Genomic DNA, 22,225 nt, shown 5'->3' on the forward strand with positions numbered 1-22,225 from the left:
GAAACGAAAATATGTTATCATACTTAGGCTTCAGCGGGCAATGTGAATTGCCTTAATTTTATTTTATAGACGAGAGGTTTCAGAATTGGCTGGAAAACACCGTAAAGCAAATATCACCAGAACCCCAACTAAACGACAGGCCTCCAGGTGGAAAAAGGAGAAAAGGCTCTCGCAAATCATCGGGATCGTCACGGGCGTCGTCATTGCCGCTGTGCTCGGCATTATCGGCTTCTGGTATTACAGCGAACAGGTCATGCCGTATCAGCAAACCGTGCTTAAAGTCAATGATAAGTCGTACAGTATGGACTACTATATAAAGACGCTGGACTTTTACTCGAAAGGCCAGTCCAACGATGTAGTCAAGCTCTTTCCCGATATAGTCGCCCGGGGTATAGCGCAGGGTCAGGTTATAATCGAAGCGGCAGCCGCAGAAAATATTACTGTCAGCGACGATGAGATGACCAAAGAACTGGAAAATATGAAACTGGATAAAAACGATATCGGCACCGATATCGTCAGAGCCAGAGTAATTGCCCGTAAACATTCGGAGATGCAATGCGTGCCAAACCTGCCCGGACCGGTTGAGCAAGTGGAGGCGCAGGCCATGTTGATCGAGACCAAAGCCATGGCTGATGACCGCAGACAGAAGTTGATACTGGGAGATAATTTCTCCAACATGGCGGGGCTTCTTTCGCTGGACTCGTTTACACAGGGGAAAAGAGGCTACCTGGGATGGGTGCCTAAAGGCTATGAAGACAGGGTACTTGGCACTCTCAAGGACTCGGCCTTGAAAAATGTGCTTTTCAACCTGAATGTAAAAGAAATAAGTGATCCCATATATGATGCTGGTGCGGAGAAACCTTTCGGCTACTGGGTGTTGGAAGTGCTGGAGAAGGACGATACCCGGGGCGTGCATGCCAGGGGCATACTGTTCTCCTCAGAGGACGATGCTAAAGTGGTGAGGGAAAAGCTGGTAGATGGGGGAAGTTGGGATGATCTGGCAAGGCAGTATTCGCAGCACACCAGCAAGGACAGCGGCGGAGACCTGGATTGGATCGTACCCGGCGTGGATGATACCCAGCTCGGACGTATGCTCAGCACGCTCGAAGTGAAACAGATGAGCCCTGTTATGCGTGACGACAGTGTTAAAACAGGTGGCGGGTACTGGATCGTGCAGGTGCTCGATAAGCAGGTCCGTCCGCTCGATGGTGCCACAATGCAATCGCTTGAAGAGGAATGTGTGAGCAGCTGGATGCAGGAGTTGATGAAAGAAGCGAAGGTTGAGGACTTGTTGGATCAGAAACAGAAGGACTTTGCTGTTGATAAGGTGATAAAGAACAGGAGCCAATAAAGTTGCAAAAAAAACGGCCCGTCAATATAGGCCTTTTAGGTATAGGCACCATCGGAGCCGGTGTGGCCAAAGGGCTGGTTGCGCGGAGCCAGATACTGGCGCGTCAGGCGGGTTGCCCGCTTGTCCTTAAGGCGGTGGTCGAGAAAGACATGTCCAGGCACGGCTCGGCCGGGCTGGACCGCGCCATCTTTACCGATAATTACCGCAGGGTGGTCTACGGGGCCGAAATCGATATAGTCATCGAACTGATCGGTGGGGAATATCCGGCCTTCGACTATATCAAGGAAGCGCTTTCCAACGGTAAACATGTTGTCACTGCCAATAAGGAGGTCATGGCCAAACACGGCACTGAGTTGCTGTCGATCGCCAAGGAACACCGCGCAGGGCTGCGTTTCGAGGCCAGCGTGGGCGGCGGCATCCCGCTCATCTCTCCCTTCCAGAGGGACCTGGTGGCCAATGACATACAGGCCGTTTATGCCATTGTTAACGGCACGACCAACTATATCCTTACGCGCATGGCGCACGACAAGCTTGACTTCAACATGGCGCTCAAACAGGCTCAGAAACTGGGCTATGCCGAAGCCGATCCTGCCAACGACATAGGGGGATTGGATGCGGCATACAAGCTGGCCATTTTAACCTCGCTGGGATTCGACATGGATGTGAACTTTGACGAGATCTTCTACGAAGGCATATCCCGGCTCAAGCCGCAGGATTTCAGCTATGCCGAGGAGTTCGGCTACGCCATTAAACTGCTGGCCATAGCCAAGAGATCCGATAATCTGGTGGAGGCCAGGGTGCAGCCGGTACTGATACCGGCCGAATCGCTGCTGGCCAAGGTAGACGGCGTCTATAATGCCATCTACGTTTCAGGCGATCTGGTGGGCAACGTGCTCTTTTATGGACAGGGAGCAGGCCCTTCGGCAACCTCCAGCGCGGTTCTGGCGGATGTTATCAATATTGCGCAAAATATCAGCGCCGGACGCGACAATGCGCCGCGCTTCATACCTGAGAAGAAGTCGGGCATCAAACCCATGTCCGAAATCCAGACACGCTACTATTTTCGTATGAAGGTGCAGGACAAGGCCGGTGTGCTGGCGCGCATTGCCAACGTGATGGGAGACCACAGCATCAGCATCTCCTCGGTCAAGCAGCAGGAATCGGATGCTTCGACCAACACTGCGGAGATTGTAATTATGACGCACCCTGCCCGTGAGAGCGCAGTTCAGGATGCCATTAAAATTATTAACAAGCTGCCTGTGGTCAAGGAGATCAGTAACTTCATCAGGGTGGAGGCTATCTGAGATGATAAGAGGTGTTCTGCATCATTACAAAGACCATCTGCCGGTCACCAATAAAACGCCCATGATTTCAATGGGCGAGGGAGATACCCCGCTGGTCAAGTCTGTCAATCTGGCCAGGGAGCTGGGTGTGGGTGAGTTGTATTTCAAGCTGGAGGGCTGCAATCCCACCGGCTCGTTCAAAGACCGCGGCATGGTTTTTGCCATCGCCAAGGCTTTGGAGGACGGCAGCAAACAGGCTATCTGCGCGTCGACCGGCAATACCAGCGCTTCGGCGGCCGCTTACGGGGCGCGGTTCGGGTTGAAGGTCATAATACTGGTGCCCAAGGGCAAAATCGCCATGGGCAAAATGGCGCAGGCCATTGCATATGGCGCGGAGATTATTGCTATTGAGGGCAACTTCGACCAGGCGCTCAAGGTAACGCGCACTCTGGCCGAGAGATATCCCATAACCCTGGTAAACTCGCTCAATCCTTACCGTATCGAGGGGCAAAAGACCGGGTCGTTCGAAATCATCGAGGATCTTGGCGGTCCTCCGGATTATCTCTTCATACCGGTGGGCAATGCGGGCAACATCACCGCTTACTGGAAGGGATTCAAAGAATGGAAGGATAAGGGAAAGGTCGACAGGTCGCCCGTAATGATGGGATTCCAGGCGGAGGGCGCAGCGCCGATTGTGAAAAACATGATCATCGAAGCGCCGCAGACCATTGCTACTGCTATCCGCATCGGCAATCCGGCAAGCTGGAAAGGCGCTACGGCGGCCAGGGATGAATCGGGTGGCATAATTGATTGTGTAACTGACGATGAGATTCTGGCAGCATATAAAATGATGGCCGGCAAAGAGGGTGTATTCGGCGAGCCGGCATCCGCCGCGCCGCTGGCAGGCCTGCTCAAGATGATAAAGCAGGGTAAGAGCTACAAAGGAAAGAGAATCGTCTGCATCGTGACCGGCAACGGACTGAAAGACCCGGATATACCGGTGCGCTATGTGGAACCCTTCCCCGAATTGCCGGCTGAACTGGCGGTCATCGAAAAGCATCTGGGTTTGAAGAAATAAGCGCGCTTCCCGGGAGGAGGGCTGAGGACATGTTAAAGGTTGTTGCCGAGGATATCGGGGCTTTCTATCACCACTATCCCAGGACAGCTGCCATAGTGACGGTCAGTCACGATGGCAGGCGAAATGCTATGGCTGTAGCCTGGCACTGCCCGGTGTCTTTTAAACCGCCGCTTTACGGCATTGCTGTCGCTCCCAAGCGCTTTAGCTATAACATGATCTGCGGGGCCGGGCAGTTCGCCGTAAACTTCATGCCGTTGGATAGGGCGGAGACCATCGCCGCTGTGGGGGGCAGCAGTGGAAGCTCCAGTGACAAGTTCACCCAGTTTGATCTGCAGGAAGCCCCTGCGATTAAAACAGAGGCTCCGATATTAAAGGAAGCTTACGCGGCTTATGAATGTATGGTATTCGACAATCGGATTTTCGGTGATCATGCATGGATCATCGGAAGCGTCGTGGCCGTACACGCCGACGGTGAAGTCTTCAAGGCGGACGGAACCCTGGATCTGGATTTGCTGCAACCGGCGCTGTATATGGGAGCCGAGATCTATTGCGCAGTGGACAAAATCACAACCAGGGTACTGGAAAGACAAAAATATGGCGGCGGTTAACCGGCCGATAGGACGACATAATGTTAGACGCTGAGAAAATCAAGAAGACGGCCCGGGAATTCATAGAGGCCATAGGGGATGATCCCTCGAGGGAGGGATTGGTGGATACGCCGCAAAGGTTGTCGGAGATGTATGCCGAACTATTCTCGGGATTGGATATGGATGCAAAGGAAGTGCTCTCCACTGGTTTTTCAGCCGGGCATCACGAGATGGTTATTGTGCGCGACATCCCCTTCTATTCGATGTGCGAGCATCATTTTCTCCCGTTTTATGGTGTCGTACACATAGGATACATACCCAATGCCAGGGGATGGGTGGTGGGTGTATCCAAACTGGCCAGAGTGGTGGAGATATATTCGAGGCGGCTGCAATTGCAGGAGCGTATGACCAAACATATCGCGGATGTGATCATGGAGTCGCTCAAGCCGGATGGAGTAGGTGTAGTGATCCAGGCGGAACACCTCTGTATGGTGATGCGTGGCATTAAAAAGCCGGGCAGCAATGTGATTACGTCTGCCATGCGCGGCATTTTTGAGAAGAGGGCGGTTACCAGGGCGGAATTCCTCTCTTTGGTGCAGGGTAAATAGACTATTCGTGCCGCAGAGATTCGATGGGGTCCAGCCTGGCTGCACGGAAGGCGGGATAGGTTCCTGAGACGATTCCCGTACAAATGGCCACCAGCAGCGCCATGGCCACGATATCCAGAGAGATAGGCGCGCTTACCGGCATATTATTCATCATCTGACCCCTGATGGCCAGGGAGCCGATGCCCGCCAGACCGAGTCCCAGGATGCCGCCGGACAGGCTGAGCAGCGCCGATTCCACCAGGAACTGAACCAGGATATCACGCCGTTTAGCCCCGATGGCTTTGCGTATACCGATCTCCCGCGTGCGCTCCGTTACCGATACCAGCATGATGTTCATGATACCGATACCTCCCACGATGAGAGAGATGCTGGCCACACTGCCCAAAAATACCTGGAAGATGGCCATGGACTCGTTCATGCGTTTGAGAATCTCCTGCATATCGATAACGTTGAAATCGTTATCCTCTTCTTCTCTGATGTGGTGGCGCTGTCGCAGTATCTCGGTGATTTGATCCCTGGCCGTATGGATGGCGTCCGTTTTAATAGCTTCAACTACGATGGTCTGGACGGGGTGTCCCAGGGGTCCGGCCTCAACGCCAAAATGGGATTGCATGGTGCTGAGGGGGATCATGATGAAATTGTCGGCGCTGGTGCCCATGAAACCTCCGCGCGACTCGCATACTCCTATCACCTCGAATTTGCGGCCTCCGATGCGCAGAGTTTCCCCCACCGGATCGGCCGTACTGAAAAGATCCTTGGCTGCCTGTGCGCCTAAAATGGCTACGCTGTTGCTTCTGCGGATATCGCTGTCGCTGAAGAAGTTACCCCTGGCAATTTTATAGTTCAGTATCTTTTGTATATCCAGAGTGGATCCCATGATATTTATGGTCCTGATCTGGTTTCCGTAAACGGTCTTGAGCATTTTGGAATACATGGGAGCAACGGCCGCGACTGCGGGAGCCTTGCTGCTGTTGGCTAAAGCCTCCGCATCCTCCTGTGTGAGCGTGCCCTCAGCCCTCATACCGCCCATCGTTTGCCTGGTGGAGCCGGAAACGTAAATAGCATTGGCGCCCATGTTTTCAAAGACGGTTGCCATCTGCTGTTGCTGGCCGCGTCCGAAGGAAACTAAAAAGACCACGGCGCCCACACCTATAACGATACCCAGTATAGTCAGGGAAGAGCGCATCTTGTTAGAGATGAGGGCCTGCCAGGAGGACAGCAGGTATTCCAAAAAGCTCAACGGACTTTCTCCTGGACGATGCTTCCATCGCGCAGGTAGATGGTGCGTCCGGTGTAGGAGGCTATGTCCTCTTCGTGAGTGACTATTACTATGGTTATTCCTTTCTTGTTAAGCTGCTGCAGAAATTCCATAATGCTGTGGCTGGTGCGCGTATCGAGGTTGCCAGTGGGTTCATCGGCCAGAATCAGGGGCGGATCATTAACCAGGGCGCGTGCTATGGCCACGCGCTGTTGTTCGCCTCCCGACATTTCGCTGGGCCTGTGGTGGGCGCGGTTGACGATGCTGACCGCCTCCATAGCCGCCATGGCGCGCTTGTGCCTGTCGTGTGCCCCGCTATAAATAAGAGGCAGCTCCACATTCATGACGGCATTCAACCTGGGCAACAGGTTATATGACTGGAAAACGAATCCGATCTTTTTATTGCGCACCGCGGCCAGCTCATCATCGCTCATGCGGCTTACGTCAATGCCGTCCAGTTCGTACTTGCCCGCGTTGGGACGATCCAGGCAACCCAGTAAATTCATCATGGTTGATTTGCCGGACCCTGAAGGCCCCATGATCGAGACCATCTGGCCGGCCTCGATATCCATGCTGACGTAGTTTAGCGCATTGACCTGTACATCCCCTATTGTGTAGATCTTGACGATGTTCTCAAGATGGATCATGGACATGATGACTCAATCCCATTTGAATAAGGTATTTATTTGATCGCTTCGATAAGGACCTGTTCGCCTTCTTTCAGACCCGATATGATCTCGGTGTTTTTCTTGTTCTGCACACCGGTCTTCACGGGACGTTTCTCCGTTTTAGCCGAGGAGGCGTCTATGACGATGTCCACCCAGTAGTCACCGGACAGGCCTTTTATAGCGCGATTTGGCACCTGCAGAACGTTTTCACGCATTCCCGTGATGATATCTGCTGTGGCCGTGAGGCCGCCCCGCAGCCCCGAAGTATCCTCGTCCTTGTCCATGTATATCTCGACGGGGAAGTTGACCACGCCCGACTGCAGCGTGCCGAAGGGCGATACAAAGCGCACGTGTCCTTTGAGATCCCGTCCGGGCAGGGCGTCAACCTTGATAATTGCCGCCTGCCCTACCGATACCTTGGTGATGTCGATCTCATCGATAATGCCTTTCATTCTGATGGTTTTTGTGTCCACCAGATATACGGCCGGCTTGGAAGCATAGTCAAATTGAGAAAGCTGGTCATTGCTCTTGACGTCGACAGATACGACGGTGCCGTCGAAAGGTGCGATGATCTCTGTTTTAAGTAGGTCCTGCTTGGCCTGGTCAAGGTTGATCATGGCGGTCTCTATGGCTATATTGTAGTTTCGCAGTGTTTGAGGGTTGAGGCCGGCGCGGTATATCGTCTCACTCTCGTCGAGTATCATGTTGCTCATGCGCAGGTCGTGCTCTGCCATTCGCAGCATTTCGGCGGCCTTGACCCGGTCGAAATCATCCTGATAAAACAAATCCTGTAGCTGGTAGAGGGAATCAAGCACCTGACGTGAGATGGCCAGTGCGGTGGAAGTGTCGGGATAGGTGTAAGCACCCGGCAAGCGCGAGTTCTGTTTAACGATACTATGAGCATCTTCCAACGTCGTGGACATGCCGTCCAGTGCCTGCAACACTGCAGCGTAGTCTCCTTCCTCCAGCAGCTTCTGGATACTATCAAGGCTGGCGATCTGGACATCCAGCACGGTCACGATCTTTTTCAGCTCGGGATAGGACTCTATAGGCTGATTGAGGTAATCATCATACTGCGTCTGGAAAGTGTCCAGCTTGGGATCGGCGTAAACAGACCTGGCGGCATCGAGGTCGTACCTGGCCAGTGATATATTTGAGGCGGCATCGGCGTATTTTTCCGCTGCCACGTATTCCTCGGCTTTTGCAATCTCGCTCTGGGCCTGCTCGAAGCGCATCAGGGCGGTGGCCAACGTATAAAAAGTAGGATAATGCGGTCCGCAGCATCCTTGAACGACGCTGTTAATGGCCTGCTCCAGGGCATACTGCCTCGCCTTGACGTTAAGTAAAAAACTGGTATTGTCAAGCCTGGCCAGCAGTGTTCCGGCCTTAACCGGTTTGCCTTTCAGCTTATACTGCTCGGCGGGGATATCCTTGACAGTGCCGGGAGTGCCGAATTTAAGCTGTACCTGGTTGGGCATGTCGAGGTTGCCGTCGGAGGAAACCGAGAGTATCAGGTCGCCGCGTGTAACCGGGGCCATCTGGCTGGGCAGTATCTCTTTTTTCTGCTGAGCACAGGACGGTAGCACGAGGGCCAGTACAATGACCAGCGTGAGGGCCAGTATTATTTTTTTACTCATAGCGGTTCTCCATCTTAACGTTTCTATCGCATTAGGGCGACAATCCCTTAAAGTTCGCGTAATTCTACATCAGGCAGTCCAGTCAAGTAAATCGTTCACTTAATAGCGTCGATAGTCTCAATCGTCCAGCGGTCGTTTACCCATACCCCGATGATATCATTAACGGGCAGACCCCACGATTTAATCAGTTTAAGGCAGTCCCTGACCTGGAGGATATGTTCCTCTTTAGAAACAGGGTTGCCTGCGCAATCGTGATGCGCAACGATCACAATGATCTTCGAGCCGTGAGCATTGACCGATATCTCAACGCGGGACTTGATTGATCTGACATGTTCGGGGCTGCCCTGAGACATTAGTTTTTCTGGGCCCGGCTCGGTAATCATATCCACGTAATCCAGGCTGTATTTTTTCTTCATCCAGTCCGTCACCGGCAGTTGAGTGCGTCCGTCCATACAATTGATGGCTGTGCCGAATTTTCCCGTGTGCATCGATGTGTATAACCTCCGGTAATGTCGTAATTAAAGCTGTCCGCTGATTCCCAGATAGGCGAAGTAGATGGCGAATACGATGATGGTCACCAGTGCCACGGCAGCTGCGAAGATGACCACGCGAAAAACCTCGAATTTTTTCCCCAGAAAACCGCCCAGCGATAGTGTGAGGCAGGCCAAAAGCACAGCGGCGAAGATGTAAGTCACAGTCTTCGGATCGGGCATAACTACCTCCTGGCTATTTATTGATTAATCCATCTGCGATTAAAAGCAGGGCGATGAGGACAGCGCAGATTACGATGAGTATGATCCAGAACATCGGCCTCTGAGTAAAACCGGCGGTCCTGGGTTCCTCCCTGCGCGTTGGTGATAGCTCTTGAGAAGGTTGCGGCTCAAATGCTCTACGCGAAGTAGTGGGGTTGGCGGCCTCCACAACAGCGCGGGGTGATGCGCCCCAGTTAAAGACTGTATGGCAGTTCGGGCAGGCAGGATAGCGGTTGTTCAGCGGGCTGCCGCAAACCGGGCAGTTATAGACGAAGGCCTGGCCGCATTCACTGCATTCGGGCTCACCCAGTGCATTGAGAGCGCCGCAGATAGGACACTGAAAACTTTGAATCATGATTGCTCTATTTCCATGTATTCCGGGCAATAATTATTGCGCAAGGGTAATGAAGTAATAGGCCGAGTACATGGCATAGCAGACCACCGCCACCAGGGCGATTACACCGGCAAAAGTGACCACTTTGCCCGTGTCGGTCTTCTTGCCCACAAAGGCGCCCAACGCCAGAAAGATGCAGAAGCCCAGAATGCTGAACAGTATAATGGCCAGCGACTGCGCATTAGGCATAAAATCCTCCTCTCAAGCGAATGATCGAGGTTACTATATTATTCTCCCATGATCTGCAAAATAATTTCACGTGACCTGGGGCGTGTGTCGAAATCAATGATAATGATCTGTTGCCACGTGCCCAGCGTCAGCCGTTTATTGATAAACGGGATGGTTATGGAAGGGCCCAATAACGAGGCACGCACGTGCGAATGACCATTGCCGTCCCCCCAGGCCTTATTATGCTCATAGTTGATCTCTTCGGGTATAATGCGTTGCCACATATCCTTCATATCGGCAACCAGGCCCGGCTCGAACTCCACGGTTGTAATCCCCGCCGTAGATCCCGGAATAAAGACCGTGACTACACCGCTGTTGATCCCCGAATTATTTACCTCACGTGCGATCTCCGACGTGACATTAATGGTCTCGCCCCGGCCGCCGGTGCTCACCTGTATCCTCTTGCAGCTGACAGTCATATAATAACCTCCTGCCATATTATATCCTTTATATCGAAAACCGGCCCTTCCCGGCAAACCCTTTTCATTCCGTGTGTTGTCCTGATGCTGCATCCGTAGCAGGCGCCGGCGCCGCAGCCCATGCGTACTTCCAGCGAAACCTGAACATGTTTGGCCCGGAGCTCTGGAATCGCGGCCATCTTACTCAGCATGACCTGCGGGCCGCAGGCAAAGATCTGGTCCGTCCCTTCCAGGTATTCCGGCAATATGTCAATCACAAGGCCTTTCTTACCCGCACTACCGTCATCGGTGGTGATCACGAGTGTAGCTCCTGATGGTATCATATTTTCAGGCAGTATACTTGCTGCATTGCGGGCTCCTAATAGCAGTGTTACCTGCCTGCCCTGTGACAGCCCCTGCCCGATCAGGAATCCCAGCGGTGCAATGCCGATGCCCCCCGCTACTATCAGCAATTTTTTTGCATTATGAGTTATCCGAAAACCGTTGCCGAGAGGGCCGATAACGTTCACGTTATCCCCTTTTGTTCGCTGTGACAACCAGTCAGTTCCTTTGCCTGACGATGTGCCGTCTATTGGCTGGCTGACCCGGTACAGCAGTTGTATCCTGCTGTCGGCGCATATGCCGTGTATGCTCAGGGGACGGCGCAGAATGCAGTCATCCCCGCATTTAAGCATGAGGAACTGTCCTGGTTTTGTAGCGGCAGCTATTGGGGCAGCTTCGAGTTGCATCACGAAATAGGCTGCGCCGGGATAGCGCAGCACCTCCGTGTTGGATATTACTTCGGCGTCAATCTGGTTCATTATTTACTCAATAGTCGTCTTTATAAAGGCTGATTTCTATCTCCTTTAATTAATGACATGCCACTCAAATCGGCCCTGTTGAAAATAGTGCCTCATTTTATGTCTTTGTGATAGTCCTGCAGCGATTTAACATCAGGCCTGTGGTTCTGGTAAGCCTCTATACCGAGCACAGCAGCAGCGGCGGCGGCAAGGGTGGTGATATAAGTAACTTTATACTTGATGGCGGTCTTGCGGATATAAGAGTCGTCGTACTTACTGAGCTTGCCGCTGGGTGTATTGACCACGAGTTGTATCTCTCCGTTCATGATGCCGTCGATGATATTGGGTCGGCCTTCATGTTGCTTATTGATCACCTCGGAGTCAATCCCATAGCCGGCCAGGAAGTCGTGAGTGCCTCTCGTAGCTTTGATACGGAAGCCGAGATCCCTGAATTGCTTTGCCACATTGAGAGCTGTGGGCATCTCCTTGCTGTTTAGGCTGAGGAGAACGGTGCCGCCGTCCGGCAGTCGCTGCCTGGCCGCCTCCTGTGCTTTGTAGAAGGCCATGCCGAATGAATCGGCCATGCCCAGCACCTCGCCTGTGGATCTCATCTCGGGACCGAGCACGGGATCTACCTCAGGGAACATATTGAAGGGGAATACGGCTTCTTTAACGCCGTAATGCGGTATTTTACGATGTGTCAGCCCCAGTGTCTCAAGCTTCTTACCCAGCATAATCTGTGTGGCGATGCGGGCCATGGAAATATTGCAGACTTTGGATACCAGGGGGACGGTCCTGGATGCTCTGGGATTGGCCTCCAGTACGTAGACGGTATCCTGCGCGATAGCGTACTGCATATTCATGAGGCCGACCACGTTGAGCTCACGGGCTATGCGGGAGGTATAGTCGAGAATAATTTGCTTGTGCTTGTCCGCTATGCTTAACGGCGGGATGATGCAGGATGAATCGCCTGAGTGTATGCCGGCCAGCTCGATGTGCTCCATGATGGCCGGGACAAAGGTGTTGGTGCCATCGGAAATGGCATCGGCCTCGGCTTCGATGGCGTGCTCCAGAAATTTGTCGATCAGTATGGGACGGTCGGGAGTTACACCGACGGCTGCGCTGACGTATTCGCGCAACATCTCTTCGTCGTGTACCACCTGCATACCGCGACCTCCCAGCACGTAGGACGGGCGTACCATGAGGGGATATCCGATGCGGCCTGCGACCTTGAGGGCCTCTTCTATGTCAATGGCCATACCCGACTCCGGCATAGGTATTTTCATCTTGATCATCATCTCTCTGAACCTGCCGCGGTCCTCGGCCAGATCGATTACCTCAGGAGTGGTGCCGAGTATATTCACACCGCACTGGCTAAGTTCCCCTGCTATATTGAGCGGCGTCTGGCCGCCGAATTGCACGATCACGCCTTCCGGCTTCTCTTTCTCGTAGATACTGAGCACGTCCTCAACGGTCAGTGGTTCGAAGTACAGTTTATCGGAGGTATCGTAATCGGTGGACACGGTCTCGGGATTGCAGTTGACCATGATGGTCTCATATCCCTCATCCTTCAGTGCAAAGGCGGCGTGCACGCAGCAGTAATCGAATTCTATACCCTGCCCGATGCGGTTGGGCCCCCCGCCCAGCACCATAACTTTTTTACGTCTGCTGCTCTGCGTCTTATCCGGGGCGTTATAAGTGGAGAAGTAATAGGCCGCGTTCTCCACTCCGCTTACAGGGACAGGTTCCCAGGCTTCCTTCATGCCGAGCGCCAGCCTCTGTTCGCGTATCGTTTTCTCGGGGACCATCAGAAGCTGGGCGAGGTATTTATCAGCGAATCCATCCTTCTTTGCCCGCCTTAGCAGGTCGTCCGGCGGCAACTTGCCTTTGAATTTCAATAGCTCTTCTTCAAGTTCGACCAGTTCTTTCATCTGCTGGATAAACCATTCCTTAATGTAGGTCAATTCATATAGGGCGCGAACACCGGCTCCTTTGCGCAGGGCTTCGTACATTATGAACTGGCGCTCGCTGGAGGGCTCCTTCAGCATGGCCGTCAGCTCAGACAGCGTTCTATCATTAAAATCTTTGGCAAATCCCAGACCGTGCCTCCCGGATTCGAGCGACCTGATGGATTTTTGCAGGGCCTCCTTGTAGTTTTTACCGATGCTCATAACCTCGCCCACGGCGCGCATCTGGGTACCCAGCTTGTCCTCGGCATCCTTGAATTTTTCGAAAGCCCAGCGGGCGAACTTGACCACAACGTATTCGCCTGAAGGCGTGTATTTCTCCAGGGTGCCGTCGCGCCAGTAGGGAATCTCGTCCATGGTCAGCCCGGCCGCCAGCCTGGCGGATATAAGCGCGATGGGAAAGCCCGTGGCTTTGGAAGCCAGCGCTGAAGAGCGCGAGGTGCGGGGATTGATCTCAATTACAACCACACGCCCGGTTTTGGGATCATGGGCGAACTGGATGTTTGTGCCGCCGATGACGCGTATGGCCTCGACGATTTTATAGGAATAATCCTGCAGTCTTTTCTGCAGCTTGGGATCTATGGTCAGCATGGGCGCCACGCAGTATGAGTCACCCGTATGCACGCCCATGGCATCTACATTTTCGATAAAGCAAACGGTGATCATCTGGTTTTTTGAATCGCGCACCACCTCGAGCTCGAGTTCTTCCCAGCCCAGCACCGATTCTTCGATGAGCACCTGTCCGATTAAACTGGCCGCTATGCCGCGGCCGGCAACGGTGCGCAGTTCCTCCACGTTGTAGACCAGTCCGCCTCCTGTGCCGCCCATGGTATATGCCGGCCTCACCACCACGGGATATCCCAGCTCGGAAGCCACCCTCTCGGCTTCCTCGATGGAATAAACCGCCTCGCTCTCAGGCATATCGATGCCCAGCCGGTTCATAGTATCCTTGAAGGCTATGCGGTCCTCGCCACTGCGTATAGCGTCGACGTCAACACCTATCACCTCGACCCCGTATTTTTTAAGTATTCCCTCTTTGGCCAGCTCGGCACTGAGGTTGAGTCCTGACTGACCGCCCAGGTTGGGTAAAAGGGCGTCCGGCCTCTCTTTTTCGATGATCTTCTCCATCATGGCCACAGTCAGAGGTTCGATATATGTTATGTGGGCCATGCCCGGATCGGTCATGATGGTGGCCGGGTTTGAGTTGACCAGTACGATCTCGTAACCCAAACCTTTGAGGGCTTTACAGGCTTGAGTGCCGGAGTAATCGAATTCGCAGGCCTGGCCTATGATGATGGGGCCCGATCCGATGATCATTATTTTCTTTATATCGTTTCTTCGCGGCAAGTATGTCCTCCCTGTGTAATTTCAGTCAACTCTTATACTCGTACCGGGCATACCGGGACTCGCTCAAGGGCGCTATCCACGAGTATGAAGATAGCGTTCAGGGCCGCAGCCGTCAGGATATCCTGAGAGAATTGTGACGGAAGGATAAACATCCGCCACTGATGGTGGCCACGACCACCCCCTTCAGTTTACATCCTGCGAACGGCGTATTCCTGCCTTTGGAAAGGAAATCATGGACGTTCACTGTCCATTCGTGATCGATATCCAGCAGAGCCAGATCGGCGCAGGCGCCCGGTTTGAGCGTTCCTGCGCCGTTTCTCAGGATGCTTGCAGGACCTGCCGTCAGGCAGGTCAGAAGGGCATTCAGGCTGATCCTGCCTGTATGCACCAGGGACATGAGAACGCCGAATGCGGTCTCAAAGCCGCTGATGCCGGATACGGCATTCTCAAATTCGCAGAGCTTTTCTTCGATCGTATGAGGAGCATGATCTGTGGCGATGGCGTCGATAGTTCCGTCCGTTATTCCCTGGATCAACGCTGCTATATCGGCGGGCGACCTCAAAGGAGGGGTAACCCTGGCGTTGGTGTCGTAGGCCAGTGATGTTCGAGGATCGTCCTGAACCTTCATTACCCGCTCGTGTGTCAGTGTGAGATTGTGCGGCGTTACATCGCAGGTCACTTTCAATCCTCTCTGTTTGGCATCACGTACAAGCTGTGTCGAGCCGGCGGTGCTTATGTGGGTAACATGCAGTCTCGCGCCGGTCAGTTCACACAATGCAATATCCCGCGCCACCATTATTTCCTCGGCAGCCGCAGGTATTCCTTTTAACCCCAGCCTGACGGCTACCCATCCGTCGTTCATATGGCCTCCCTGCGACAGACTGATGTCCTCGCAGTGATCGATAACCGGCAGGCCAAGCACGGCGGCGTTCTCCATGGCCAGGGACATGATGCGCGAATCGCTCACGGGACTGCCGTCGTCACTGAAGCCTATGCAACCGGCGGCGGACAACTCTATCATATTGGCTAGTTCCCTGCCTGCCCTGCCTGCAGTTATGCAGCCGACCGGCAGAATTTTAACGAGTGGGGCATCTCTGGTGGCTATATCATTGACATAACTAACTGTGGCGGCGCTGTCCAGCGGGGGATTGGTATTGGGCATGCAGCATATCGTGGTGTAACCTCCGCGCGCGGCTGCTGCCGCACCCGTGGCAATGGTCTCCTTATTCTCGTAGCCGGGCTGACGCAAATGGCAGTGAAGGTCGATAAAGCCAGGACAGGCAATTAATCCGGATGCGTCAATAACAGCGGCACCGGCTGCAGAGATGTTTTTACCGGTTTTTGATATCTTTCCTTTGGTGATGAGGATATCACCGGTCTCCTCGATACCGGCTGCCGGGTCGATAATGCGGGCGTTTTTTATCAGGAGGCGATCATTGGTCATCTGTTTTTACCCCCTGCGATCAGGTACAGCAGCGCCATACGAACCGCCACTCCATTGGTGACCTGCTGTTCGATCAACGATCTGGTTCCGTAGGCCACATCCGGACTGATCTCGGCGCCCTCGTTCATGGGGCCAGGATGCATCACCAGGACATCAGGTTTCGCCCCGGCCAGGCGCGCCGCATTGATTTGATAGCCTTGAATATACTCGCGCAGAGAGGATATCAGCCCGCTTTGCTGCCGCTCCTTTTGTAGCCTCAGCGGCATGACGATGTCGGCGTTTTTAATTGCAGAGTCGAGGTCGTACTCTATGGTCACATGGCCAAGGGAGCACTTCTCCAGCATCTCCGGCAGCCCGTGGGGGATAAGGGTAGGGGGTGCGCAGAGTATCAGCTTCATGCCGTAATGGCGGGTACCCCAGATATTGGAGCGGGCCACCCTGCTGTGTAAAATATCGCCGACGATCACGGCTTTACGGCCTTTCAGGTCTCCTAGCTGCTGTCTCATCGTGAATATATCCAGCAGCCCCTGTGAAGGATGGGCATGCCAGCCGTCACCTGCGTTGATGATGCTGGTATCCAGGTTGTGCGCTGCTATATAGGGGGCGCCGGAGCAGGGATGCCTCATGATAATGGCGTCCACCTCCAGGGCCTGCAGCGTACGCAGGCTGTCTATGAGAGATTCGCCCTTGGCTACGCTGCTTCTGACGGCATCCAGGCTGATGGTATCGGCGCCCAGGTATTTAGCCGCCATCTCGAAGGATGCGCGGGTGCGGGTGCTGGGTTCGAAGAACATGGTGGCGATGGTTTTGCCGCGCAGGGTGGGCACCTTCTTGACATCGCGATCCAGTATTTCCACCATGCCTTCGGCTATCTCGAAAACAAGGTCGGTCTCCTCCCTGCTGAAATCATCCAGATCGAGCACATGACGATGTTTCCAGAAATCAATGGATGGGCCGGGTAGTGTTTCCCGTGTAGCTGTGCCCGGTCTCGGCTCACTTAAGCTCATTTTTGCCTCCCTCCGTCCTCATAACCGTGACTTTGTCCACAGCATCGACCTCGCTCAGGTATACCTTGATCTCTTCGTTACGCGCAGTTGGGATATTTTTGCCTACGAAATCAGCACGGATGGGCAGCTCGCGGTGACCCCTGTCTATGAGCACGGCGAGCTGTATGGTCTCGGGCCTTCCCAGGTCTATCAGGGCATCCAGTGCGGCACGTATGCTGCGCCCGGTATAGAAAACGTCATCAACCAATATAAGGTGTTTGCTGGTGATATCGAAAGGCACATAAGTCTGTTGTACAACGTGTTTGAAGCTCAGTGACGAGACATCGTCGCGGTAAAGGGTTATATCCAGAGATCCGACGGGGATATCTACCTGCTCCATGCCGCGGATGATGGCGACCAGACGCTGGGCCAGCGGGACACCGCGTGTCTTGATACCTACAAATACAATATTGGTGGCGCCCTTGTTGCGCTCGAGGATCTCGTGTGCTACGCGTACAAGCGCCCTTTCGATGTCGGAAGAATTAAGCAGAATTTTTTCTGGCATAAAAAAACCTCTTGCCTGCGCTGGCAAGAGGTCTGTTACAAGCACATCTGCCCGGACCGGATTTGCGGCGAAGTAACTTCACTGTTCCCTTGCCAGCCTCACTGGGCTGACTTAAAGGTTTATTTTATATTATTATACCATTGTGCGCCCAGGCAAATCAATTATCAGATTGCCTGGTGGTGAAAAGGTGGTAATATAATCAGGCACGGCCGTCACAGTGGGCTTCGATAACTTTTAGTGGTATCGCAGTGCCCCCATGTTGACATAAAAATAATCTCTTGGAGGGAAAAGTGAAATTTGAGGTCAGGCCAGGTGGTGTGACCACCATTGCAACTGACGCGGTAATCGCCGGCGTTTTCGAAGGTGATGGGGGTCTGGCAGGAGCGGCCGGCGAGCTGGACACAGCACTGGGGGGGATTATAAAGGATCTCATCAGCTCCGGTGAGGTAAAAGGAAAACTAAATGAGCTGCACGTGCTGCATACGCTGGGAAAGATCCCGTCCCGCCTGGCTGTCGTGGCCGGTATGGGTAAACAGGTTGAATGGGATAGCGATAAATTGAGGGACCTGGTTGGGGAGTCTGTGCGCGTCCTGCGCAAGCACAAGGCAAAATCTGCTGCCTTTGCCCTGCGTGCTGGAAATGAAGGCGGCCCGGGATATGCCGATTTTTCATGTGCGGTAGCCGAAGGTTGCCTGCTCGGCGCTTATCAATACAAACGCCATATGACCAAGGATGAAAACGGACATGAGACCGGTGAGATCGTTTTGCTTGAAAACGATGAAGCCATGTTTGAGATGATAGGCAAAGGTCTTGAGATGGGCAGCATTACGGCTGGCGCAGTGATGATGGCGCGAGATATGGTCAACGAGCCGGCCAACCATATGACACCCTCTCACATGGCCGAGAAAGCCAGGGAGGTAGCATCCAGGCATAACCTGGGCATCACGGTTATGGACCGCGCTCAAATGGAAAAGGAGAAAATGGGCGCCCTGCTGGGTGTGGCTCAGGGGACCTCCGAGCCCCCCAATATTATTATGCTGGATTATCGCGGTGATCCGGCCAGAAAAGAGGTTGCCGGCCTGGTGGGCAAAGGTTTGACCTTTGACTCGGGCGGCATATCGCTTAAGCCCCAGGAGTTTATGTCGGATATGAAGGGAGACATGGCGGGCGGAGCTGCGGTTATCGCGGCCATGGACGCAATAGCGCAGATGAAGCTGGATGTAAACGTGATAGCGCTTATTCCGGCCACGGAGAACCTTCCCGGAGGCAGGGCTCTGAAGCCCGGGGATGTGCTGAAGGCATCCAACGGCAAGACTATTGAGGTCGTCAATACCGACGCTGAGGGCAGGTTGATACTGGCCGATGCGCTCTCCTATGCAGTTAAAAACGGGCTCAGCCCTATCGTTGATCTGGCCACTTTGACCGGGGCCTGCCATGTCGCGCTGGGCGATTTATATGCGGGTCTTTTCTCTAACGATCGTGGTCTGGCCGAGCGGCTGGTGAAGGCGGCAGACAAAGGTGGTGAAAAGCTATGGAAATTGCCCATGCCTGAAGAATACAGGGACCTCAATAAAAGCGACGTTGCCGATATCAAGAACTCCGGAGGCAGATATGGCGGGGCTATTACAGCGGCCCTCTTCCTGCAGGAGTTTATAGGCGAAACGCCCTGGGCTCACATCGATATAGCCGGTCCTTTCATGACGGACAAGACCAAAGGGGCGCTGGTGAAAGGCGCTACCGGCTTTGGCGTGAGGACGCTGATCCGCTTCATAGCAGATTTAAGTGAAAGATAGGAGGTTGAGCGTGAAGATAAAATGGTTCGGTCAATCATGTTTTCTGCTGACAGCAGGCGATGGCACGAGGTTATTGATGGATCCATTTAAATCAGACAGCCACCTGAGCTATAAACAGGTTAACGAGAAAGTTGACCTTGTTACCGTCAGCCATGAGCACGCAGACCATAACTGCACGGATGCCCTGCCGGGCAAGCCCGAGATTGTGAAGGGGAGTGTAGATATGGCTATTAAAGGTGTAAAGGTAAGAGGCATAGATGTTTTACACGACGACGCCGGAGGCAAGAAGCTGGGCGCCAATACTGTATATTGCGCAATGATAGATGGAATCAGGATATGCCACCTGGGTGACCTGGGGCACAGGCTATTGGAAAAGCAGCTGGCTTCAATAGGGAAGGTGGATGTGTTGCTGGTACCGATAGGCGCCGTATTCACCATCGATGTTGAAGCTGCCAACGCAATCTGTGAAGATATCAAGCCGCGTATAGCCATCCCCATGCACTACAAAACGGACAGGTGCCAGTTCCTGCAGTGGAACGCTGAGGACTTCGTCAAGGGCAAGAGTAAAGTCAGGAGGATTGCGGGCAGCGAGCTTGAGATATTATCTCACAACCTGCCGACTGAATTTGAAGTGGTTGTGCTGCAATATGCAGATTAACTGCCTGCATCCGGCTTTGCGATCAGCTTGTTGTAGGCGGCCCTGGCTGCCTCGGACTCGGCGTTTTTCTTAGTCTTGCCCGATCCAATCGCCAGCAGAACATCTCCCATTGAAACGGATACGCAGAAGATCTTATCGTGATCGGGCCCGGTCGCCTCGATAACCTCGTACTCGGGGAGTGTTTTGAACTCGGACTGTGTAAGTTCCTGCAGCAGCGCTTTGTAGTTAAGGCTGTGTTTGCCATCTTTGATGGCCTGGATATCAGCAGCGAAGCCGGACATAACGAAGCCCTTTGCCGATTCAATACCCCGGTCGAGAAATACTGCCGCCGTGAGGGCCTCGTATGCGTCCGCCAGATTATTGCGTTTTATTCTCCCGCCGGACGCGTCTTCCCCTTTGCCCAGCAGAAGGTGATCGCCCAGTTCAAGCTGCAGCGCCTTTTCAGCCAGATTTTCCTGCCTCACCAGGGAGACACGGAGCTCAGTCAGCTTGCCCTCGGGCAGGTCGGGAAAATCACAGTAAAGCTTTTCAGCAACAAAGAGGTTGAGCAGGGCGTCGCCCAGGAATTCCATACGCTCGTTGTCGCCCGTAGCGGCCGCAGGATTCTCATTGATATAAGAAGCATGTGTGACCGCCTGTTGAAGGATATCCGGATTGTTGAACTTGATCCCGATAGACGACTGCAGTTTATTGAGAGAGGACAATGTGGTTACCTTCAGCTCCTCTTTAGTTAAACTCCTCCTGTGCAAGTCCCGTGATGATGATGGAAGGAAGTCCGAAAATAGGGAAGACTATGCATGAGCAGATGGACCCCGCCAGGGCCAATACCCAAATTCTGCGCTGGAGAGCGTAAACTCCCCCTATAATAGCTATAATGCCGATAAAGACCAGCACAAAGGGTATGGCGAAGAACCTGGTTATGAGCTGTTCGGTCTGTTCGATGACCAGTGGATCGACGTTCAGAATCTCGTACATGCTGCGGAATATCGAAGTCAGCACGACGAAATATACGCCGCCTACCATACCGATAGCGCCTGACACAATGTCCAATATGCCGGCCATAATAGGTTTCCAGGTGAGTTTCATGATATGCTATTCTCCAGCAAGAAATTAATATTTATACCTTAAACAGGTATAACTCATTGTAACAGTCACTGTCAAATCCGGATTTTCACATCGACCACAGATGATTTCGATATAATGCCGCCGACGGAGGAGATGAAAGAATGTACATAGACCGGCCGGGTAAGATTTGCGAGGGGCTCTATATGCTGGGAATCAAGCAGAGCCTGATATACCTGGTGCAGGGGCGGAAGTCCATGCTTATCGGCGGCGCCATGAACTGGATCGTCCCGCAGCTTGAACAGCAATTTAAAGAGTTTGACATCGATACCGGCATAATCGAATATCTGGTGATCCCCCATCCTCACTTCGACCACTTTGGGGCGGTGCCGTACTTGAAGAGGAAGCTACCGCATATGCAGGTGCTGGGCACCGACGCTTCGGTCCGGGTGCTTTCCAAAGAGAAGGTCATCAACTACTCTGAGATGGTCAACAAATTGATGATCGATCTTTACAAGTTGCAGGATGAGTATGAAAGGATGAACCTGAAGATCGATGCCGTAACAATCGATAAAATAGTTGATGATTCCACTATGATCGACCTGGGAGATGGCCTGGAAGTCAGGTTCATTGAAACTCCCGGTCATTCGCCGGGTGACGTTACAGTGTACGTGCCGGGACTCAAGGCTGTTTTCCCCAGCGATGCCGTCTCCTGCCCGATAGATGGTGTTGACAGGCTGGCGTGGCCCTCGCCTCAGTTCGACTTTACACTATACAAAGAATCGATCAACAGACTGTTGCCCCTGGACGTTGAGATATGTTGCTTCGATCATTATTCGACCGTGACCGGCGCCGATGCCCGGCAGGTACTTTTAAATGCAGTTAAAGTCTGTAAGGAATACGAGTACGACATTGTAGAACAGTACCGTCTGGTCGGCGACCTGGAAAAAGTTGCCGGGCAGGTCGCAAAGAAGAAGCTTGAGGTGGAAGACTTCGGTTTTCTCAATCAGGAGTTGATGATGCCGATAGCCCGGGCCGAGGTACGCAACGTATTGAAATCGGCAGGTTTGCTAAGTAGCTGAGGCACGAGGCATGCAGGTTTGCCTCAGGTACAGCAGCGATGTTATAATTTTGAAACTCTGGGGATTAGTCTAGCGGTAGGACAGCGGACTCTGAATCCGTGAGCCCTGGTTCGAATCCAGGATCCCCAGCCATTTATCTGGCGCATTCGTCTAGGGGTTTAGGACGCTGCCCTCTCAAGGCAGAGATCACCGGTTCGAATCCGGTATGCGCTACCACTTTTTTCACCATTTTGTTGCCGATAGCGTATCATTTATCAGGCATAGAAGCTATTTGATGGG

General features: G+C 53.2%; 23 protein-coding genes and 2 tRNA genes. 10 read left to right on the plus strand and 15 right to left on the minus strand.

Translation table 11 applies throughout. The annotated features are described in order from the left end of the window. Nucleotides 1–85: 85 nt before the first annotated feature. The 5 genes from WC359_01745 to folE are packed head-to-tail and all read left to right on the plus strand — an operon-like array spanning nt 86 to nt 4,907. On the plus strand, nt 86–1,351 hold the full coding sequence (locus WC359_01745; GenBank protein MFA5399154.1) for a peptidylprolyl isomerase: 1,266 nt from the start codon (nt 86–88) through the stop codon (nt 1,349–1,351). Between the two features lie 2 nt (nt 1,352–1,353). Further along, a complete protein-coding gene (locus tag WC359_01750; protein ID MFA5399155.1) occupies nt 1,354–2,655 on the plus strand; it encodes a homoserine dehydrogenase in 1,302 nt (433 codons plus the stop codon). Nucleotide 2,656: 1 nt separating this feature from the next. Then, nucleotides 2,657–3,712 (plus strand): threonine synthase, encoded by a 1,056-nt coding sequence (gene thrC, locus WC359_01755; GenBank protein ID MFA5399156.1) that lies wholly within the window; start codon nt 2,657–2,659, stop codon nt 3,710–3,712. 29 nt (nt 3,713–3,741) lie between these two features. Further along, nucleotides 3,742–4,320: a flavin reductase family protein gene (locus WC359_01760; protein ID MFA5399157.1), complete on the plus strand. Its 579-nt coding sequence runs from the start codon at nt 3,742–3,744 to the stop codon at nt 4,318–4,320. Nucleotides 4,321–4,340: 20 nt separating this feature from the next. Then, the gene (folE, locus tag WC359_01765; protein ID MFA5399158.1) at nt 4,341–4,907 is read left to right on the plus strand and encodes a GTP cyclohydrolase I FolE; all 567 of its coding nucleotides are present in this window, start codon (nt 4,341–4,343) and stop codon (nt 4,905–4,907) included. 1 nt (nt 4,908) lies between these two features. On the opposite strand, the gene WC359_01770 is transcribed toward folE, so the two are convergent. The 13 genes from WC359_01770 to pyrR all read right to left on the minus strand — a co-directional run bounded on the left by WC359_01770 (nt 4,909) and on the right by pyrR (nt 17,351). Continuing rightward, nucleotides 4,909–6,147, minus strand: a complete 1,239-nt coding sequence (locus WC359_01770; GenBank protein MFA5399159.1) for an ABC transporter permease — start codon at nt 6,145–6,147, stop codon at nt 4,909–4,911. Next, entirely contained in the window at nt 6,144–6,812 is a 669-nt protein-coding gene (locus WC359_01775; protein ID MFA5399160.1) for an ABC transporter ATP-binding protein, read from the minus strand. The genes WC359_01770 and WC359_01775 overlap by 4 nt, the downstream gene beginning before the upstream one ends. Before the next feature lie 35 nt (nt 6,813–6,847). Then, nucleotides 6,848–8,470, minus strand: coding sequence for an efflux RND transporter periplasmic adaptor subunit (locus tag WC359_01780; GenBank protein MFA5399161.1), 1,623 nt, complete (start codon nt 8,468–8,470; stop codon nt 6,848–6,850). A gap of 95 nt (nt 8,471–8,565) precedes the next feature. Continuing rightward, nucleotides 8,566–8,958, minus strand: a complete 393-nt coding sequence (locus tag WC359_01785; GenBank protein MFA5399162.1) for a carbonic anhydrase — start codon at nt 8,956–8,958, stop codon at nt 8,566–8,568. Nucleotides 8,959–8,988: 30 nt separating this feature from the next. Beyond that, a complete protein-coding gene (locus WC359_01790; GenBank protein ID MFA5399163.1) occupies nt 8,989–9,183 on the minus strand; it encodes a hypothetical protein in 195 nt (64 codons plus the stop codon). Between the two features lie 13 nt (nt 9,184–9,196). Beyond that, nucleotides 9,197–9,577, minus strand: coding sequence for a hypothetical protein (locus WC359_01795; GenBank protein ID MFA5399164.1), 381 nt, complete (start codon nt 9,575–9,577; stop codon nt 9,197–9,199). A 33-nt stretch (nt 9,578–9,610) separates the two neighbouring features. Further along, a complete protein-coding gene (locus tag WC359_01800; protein ID MFA5399165.1) occupies nt 9,611–9,805 on the minus strand; it encodes a hypothetical protein in 195 nt (64 codons plus the stop codon). A 38-nt stretch (nt 9,806–9,843) separates the two neighbouring features. Further along, nucleotides 9,844–10,263 carry a secondary thiamine-phosphate synthase enzyme YjbQ gene (locus WC359_01805; GenBank protein ID MFA5399166.1) on the minus strand — a complete coding sequence of 140 codons (420 nt, stop codon included), beginning with the start codon at nt 10,261–10,263 and terminating at the stop codon, nt 9,844–9,846. Continuing rightward, nucleotides 10,260–11,063, minus strand: coding sequence for a dihydroorotate dehydrogenase electron transfer subunit (locus WC359_01810; protein MFA5399167.1), 804 nt, complete (start codon nt 11,061–11,063; stop codon nt 10,260–10,262). The genes WC359_01805 and WC359_01810 overlap by 4 nt, the downstream gene beginning before the upstream one ends. Nucleotides 11,064–11,155: 92 nt before the next feature. Beyond that, nucleotides 11,156–14,356, minus strand: coding sequence for a carbamoyl-phosphate synthase large subunit (gene carB, locus WC359_01815; GenBank protein ID MFA5399168.1), 3,201 nt, complete (start codon nt 14,354–14,356; stop codon nt 11,156–11,158). Nucleotides 14,357–14,468: 112 nt separating this feature from the next. Continuing rightward, on the minus strand, nt 14,469–15,800 hold the full coding sequence (locus WC359_01820; protein ID MFA5399169.1) for a dihydroorotase: 1,332 nt from the start codon (nt 15,798–15,800) through the stop codon (nt 14,469–14,471). Further along, nucleotides 15,797–16,807 carry an aspartate carbamoyltransferase catalytic subunit gene (locus WC359_01825; protein MFA5399170.1) on the minus strand — a complete coding sequence of 337 codons (1,011 nt, stop codon included), beginning with the start codon at nt 16,805–16,807 and terminating at the stop codon, nt 15,797–15,799. The genes WC359_01820 and WC359_01825 overlap by 4 nt, the downstream gene beginning before the upstream one ends. After that, nucleotides 16,794–17,351, minus strand: coding sequence for a bifunctional pyr operon transcriptional regulator/uracil phosphoribosyltransferase PyrR (gene pyrR, locus WC359_01830; protein MFA5399171.1), 558 nt, complete (start codon nt 17,349–17,351; stop codon nt 16,794–16,796). The genes WC359_01825 and pyrR overlap by 14 nt, the downstream gene beginning before the upstream one ends. Before the next feature lie 290 nt (nt 17,352–17,641). Between pyrR and WC359_01835 the strand changes: the two genes are divergently transcribed. Together WC359_01835 and WC359_01840 are read left to right on the plus strand one after the other, a co-directional pair. Beyond that, entirely contained in the window at nt 17,642–19,144 is a 1,503-nt protein-coding gene (locus WC359_01835; protein ID MFA5399172.1) for a leucyl aminopeptidase, read from the plus strand. A 10-nt stretch (nt 19,145–19,154) separates the two neighbouring features. Beyond that, nucleotides 19,155–19,802, plus strand: coding sequence for an MBL fold metallo-hydrolase (locus WC359_01840; GenBank protein MFA5399173.1), 648 nt, complete (start codon nt 19,155–19,157; stop codon nt 19,800–19,802). Here WC359_01840 and rnc read toward each other — a convergent pair. Both rnc and WC359_01850 read right to left on the minus strand, forming a co-directional pair. Beyond that, the gene (rnc, locus tag WC359_01845; protein MFA5399174.1) at nt 19,799–20,506 is read right to left on the minus strand and encodes a ribonuclease III; all 708 of its coding nucleotides are present in this window, start codon (nt 20,504–20,506) and stop codon (nt 19,799–19,801) included. The two genes, WC359_01840 and rnc, sit on opposite strands and share 4 nt — an antisense overlap. Nucleotides 20,507–20,528: 22 nt before the next feature. Then, nucleotides 20,529–20,888, minus strand: coding sequence for a hypothetical protein (locus WC359_01850; GenBank protein MFA5399175.1), 360 nt, complete (start codon nt 20,886–20,888; stop codon nt 20,529–20,531). Between the two features lie 140 nt (nt 20,889–21,028). Here WC359_01850 and WC359_01855 point away from each other — a divergent pair, with 140 nt between their 5' ends. The 3 genes from WC359_01855 to WC359_01865 all read left to right on the plus strand — a co-directional run bounded on the left by WC359_01855 (nt 21,029) and on the right by WC359_01865 (nt 22,162). Then, nucleotides 21,029–21,946 (plus strand): MBL fold metallo-hydrolase, encoded by a 918-nt coding sequence (locus WC359_01855; protein MFA5399176.1) that lies wholly within the window; start codon nt 21,029–21,031, stop codon nt 21,944–21,946. Nucleotides 21,947–22,004: 58 nt separating this feature from the next. After that, nucleotides 22,005–22,078, plus strand: a tRNA-Gln gene (locus tag WC359_01860). A 7-nt stretch (nt 22,079–22,085) separates the two neighbouring features. Further along, nucleotides 22,086–22,162, plus strand: a tRNA-Glu gene (locus WC359_01865). Nucleotides 22,163–22,225 lie beyond the last annotated feature (63 nt).

It is taken from the genome of Dehalococcoidia bacterium, from assembly GCA_041653995.1.
Lineage (GTDB): Bacteria > Chloroflexota > Dehalococcoidia > GIF9 > UBA5629 > CAIMUM01.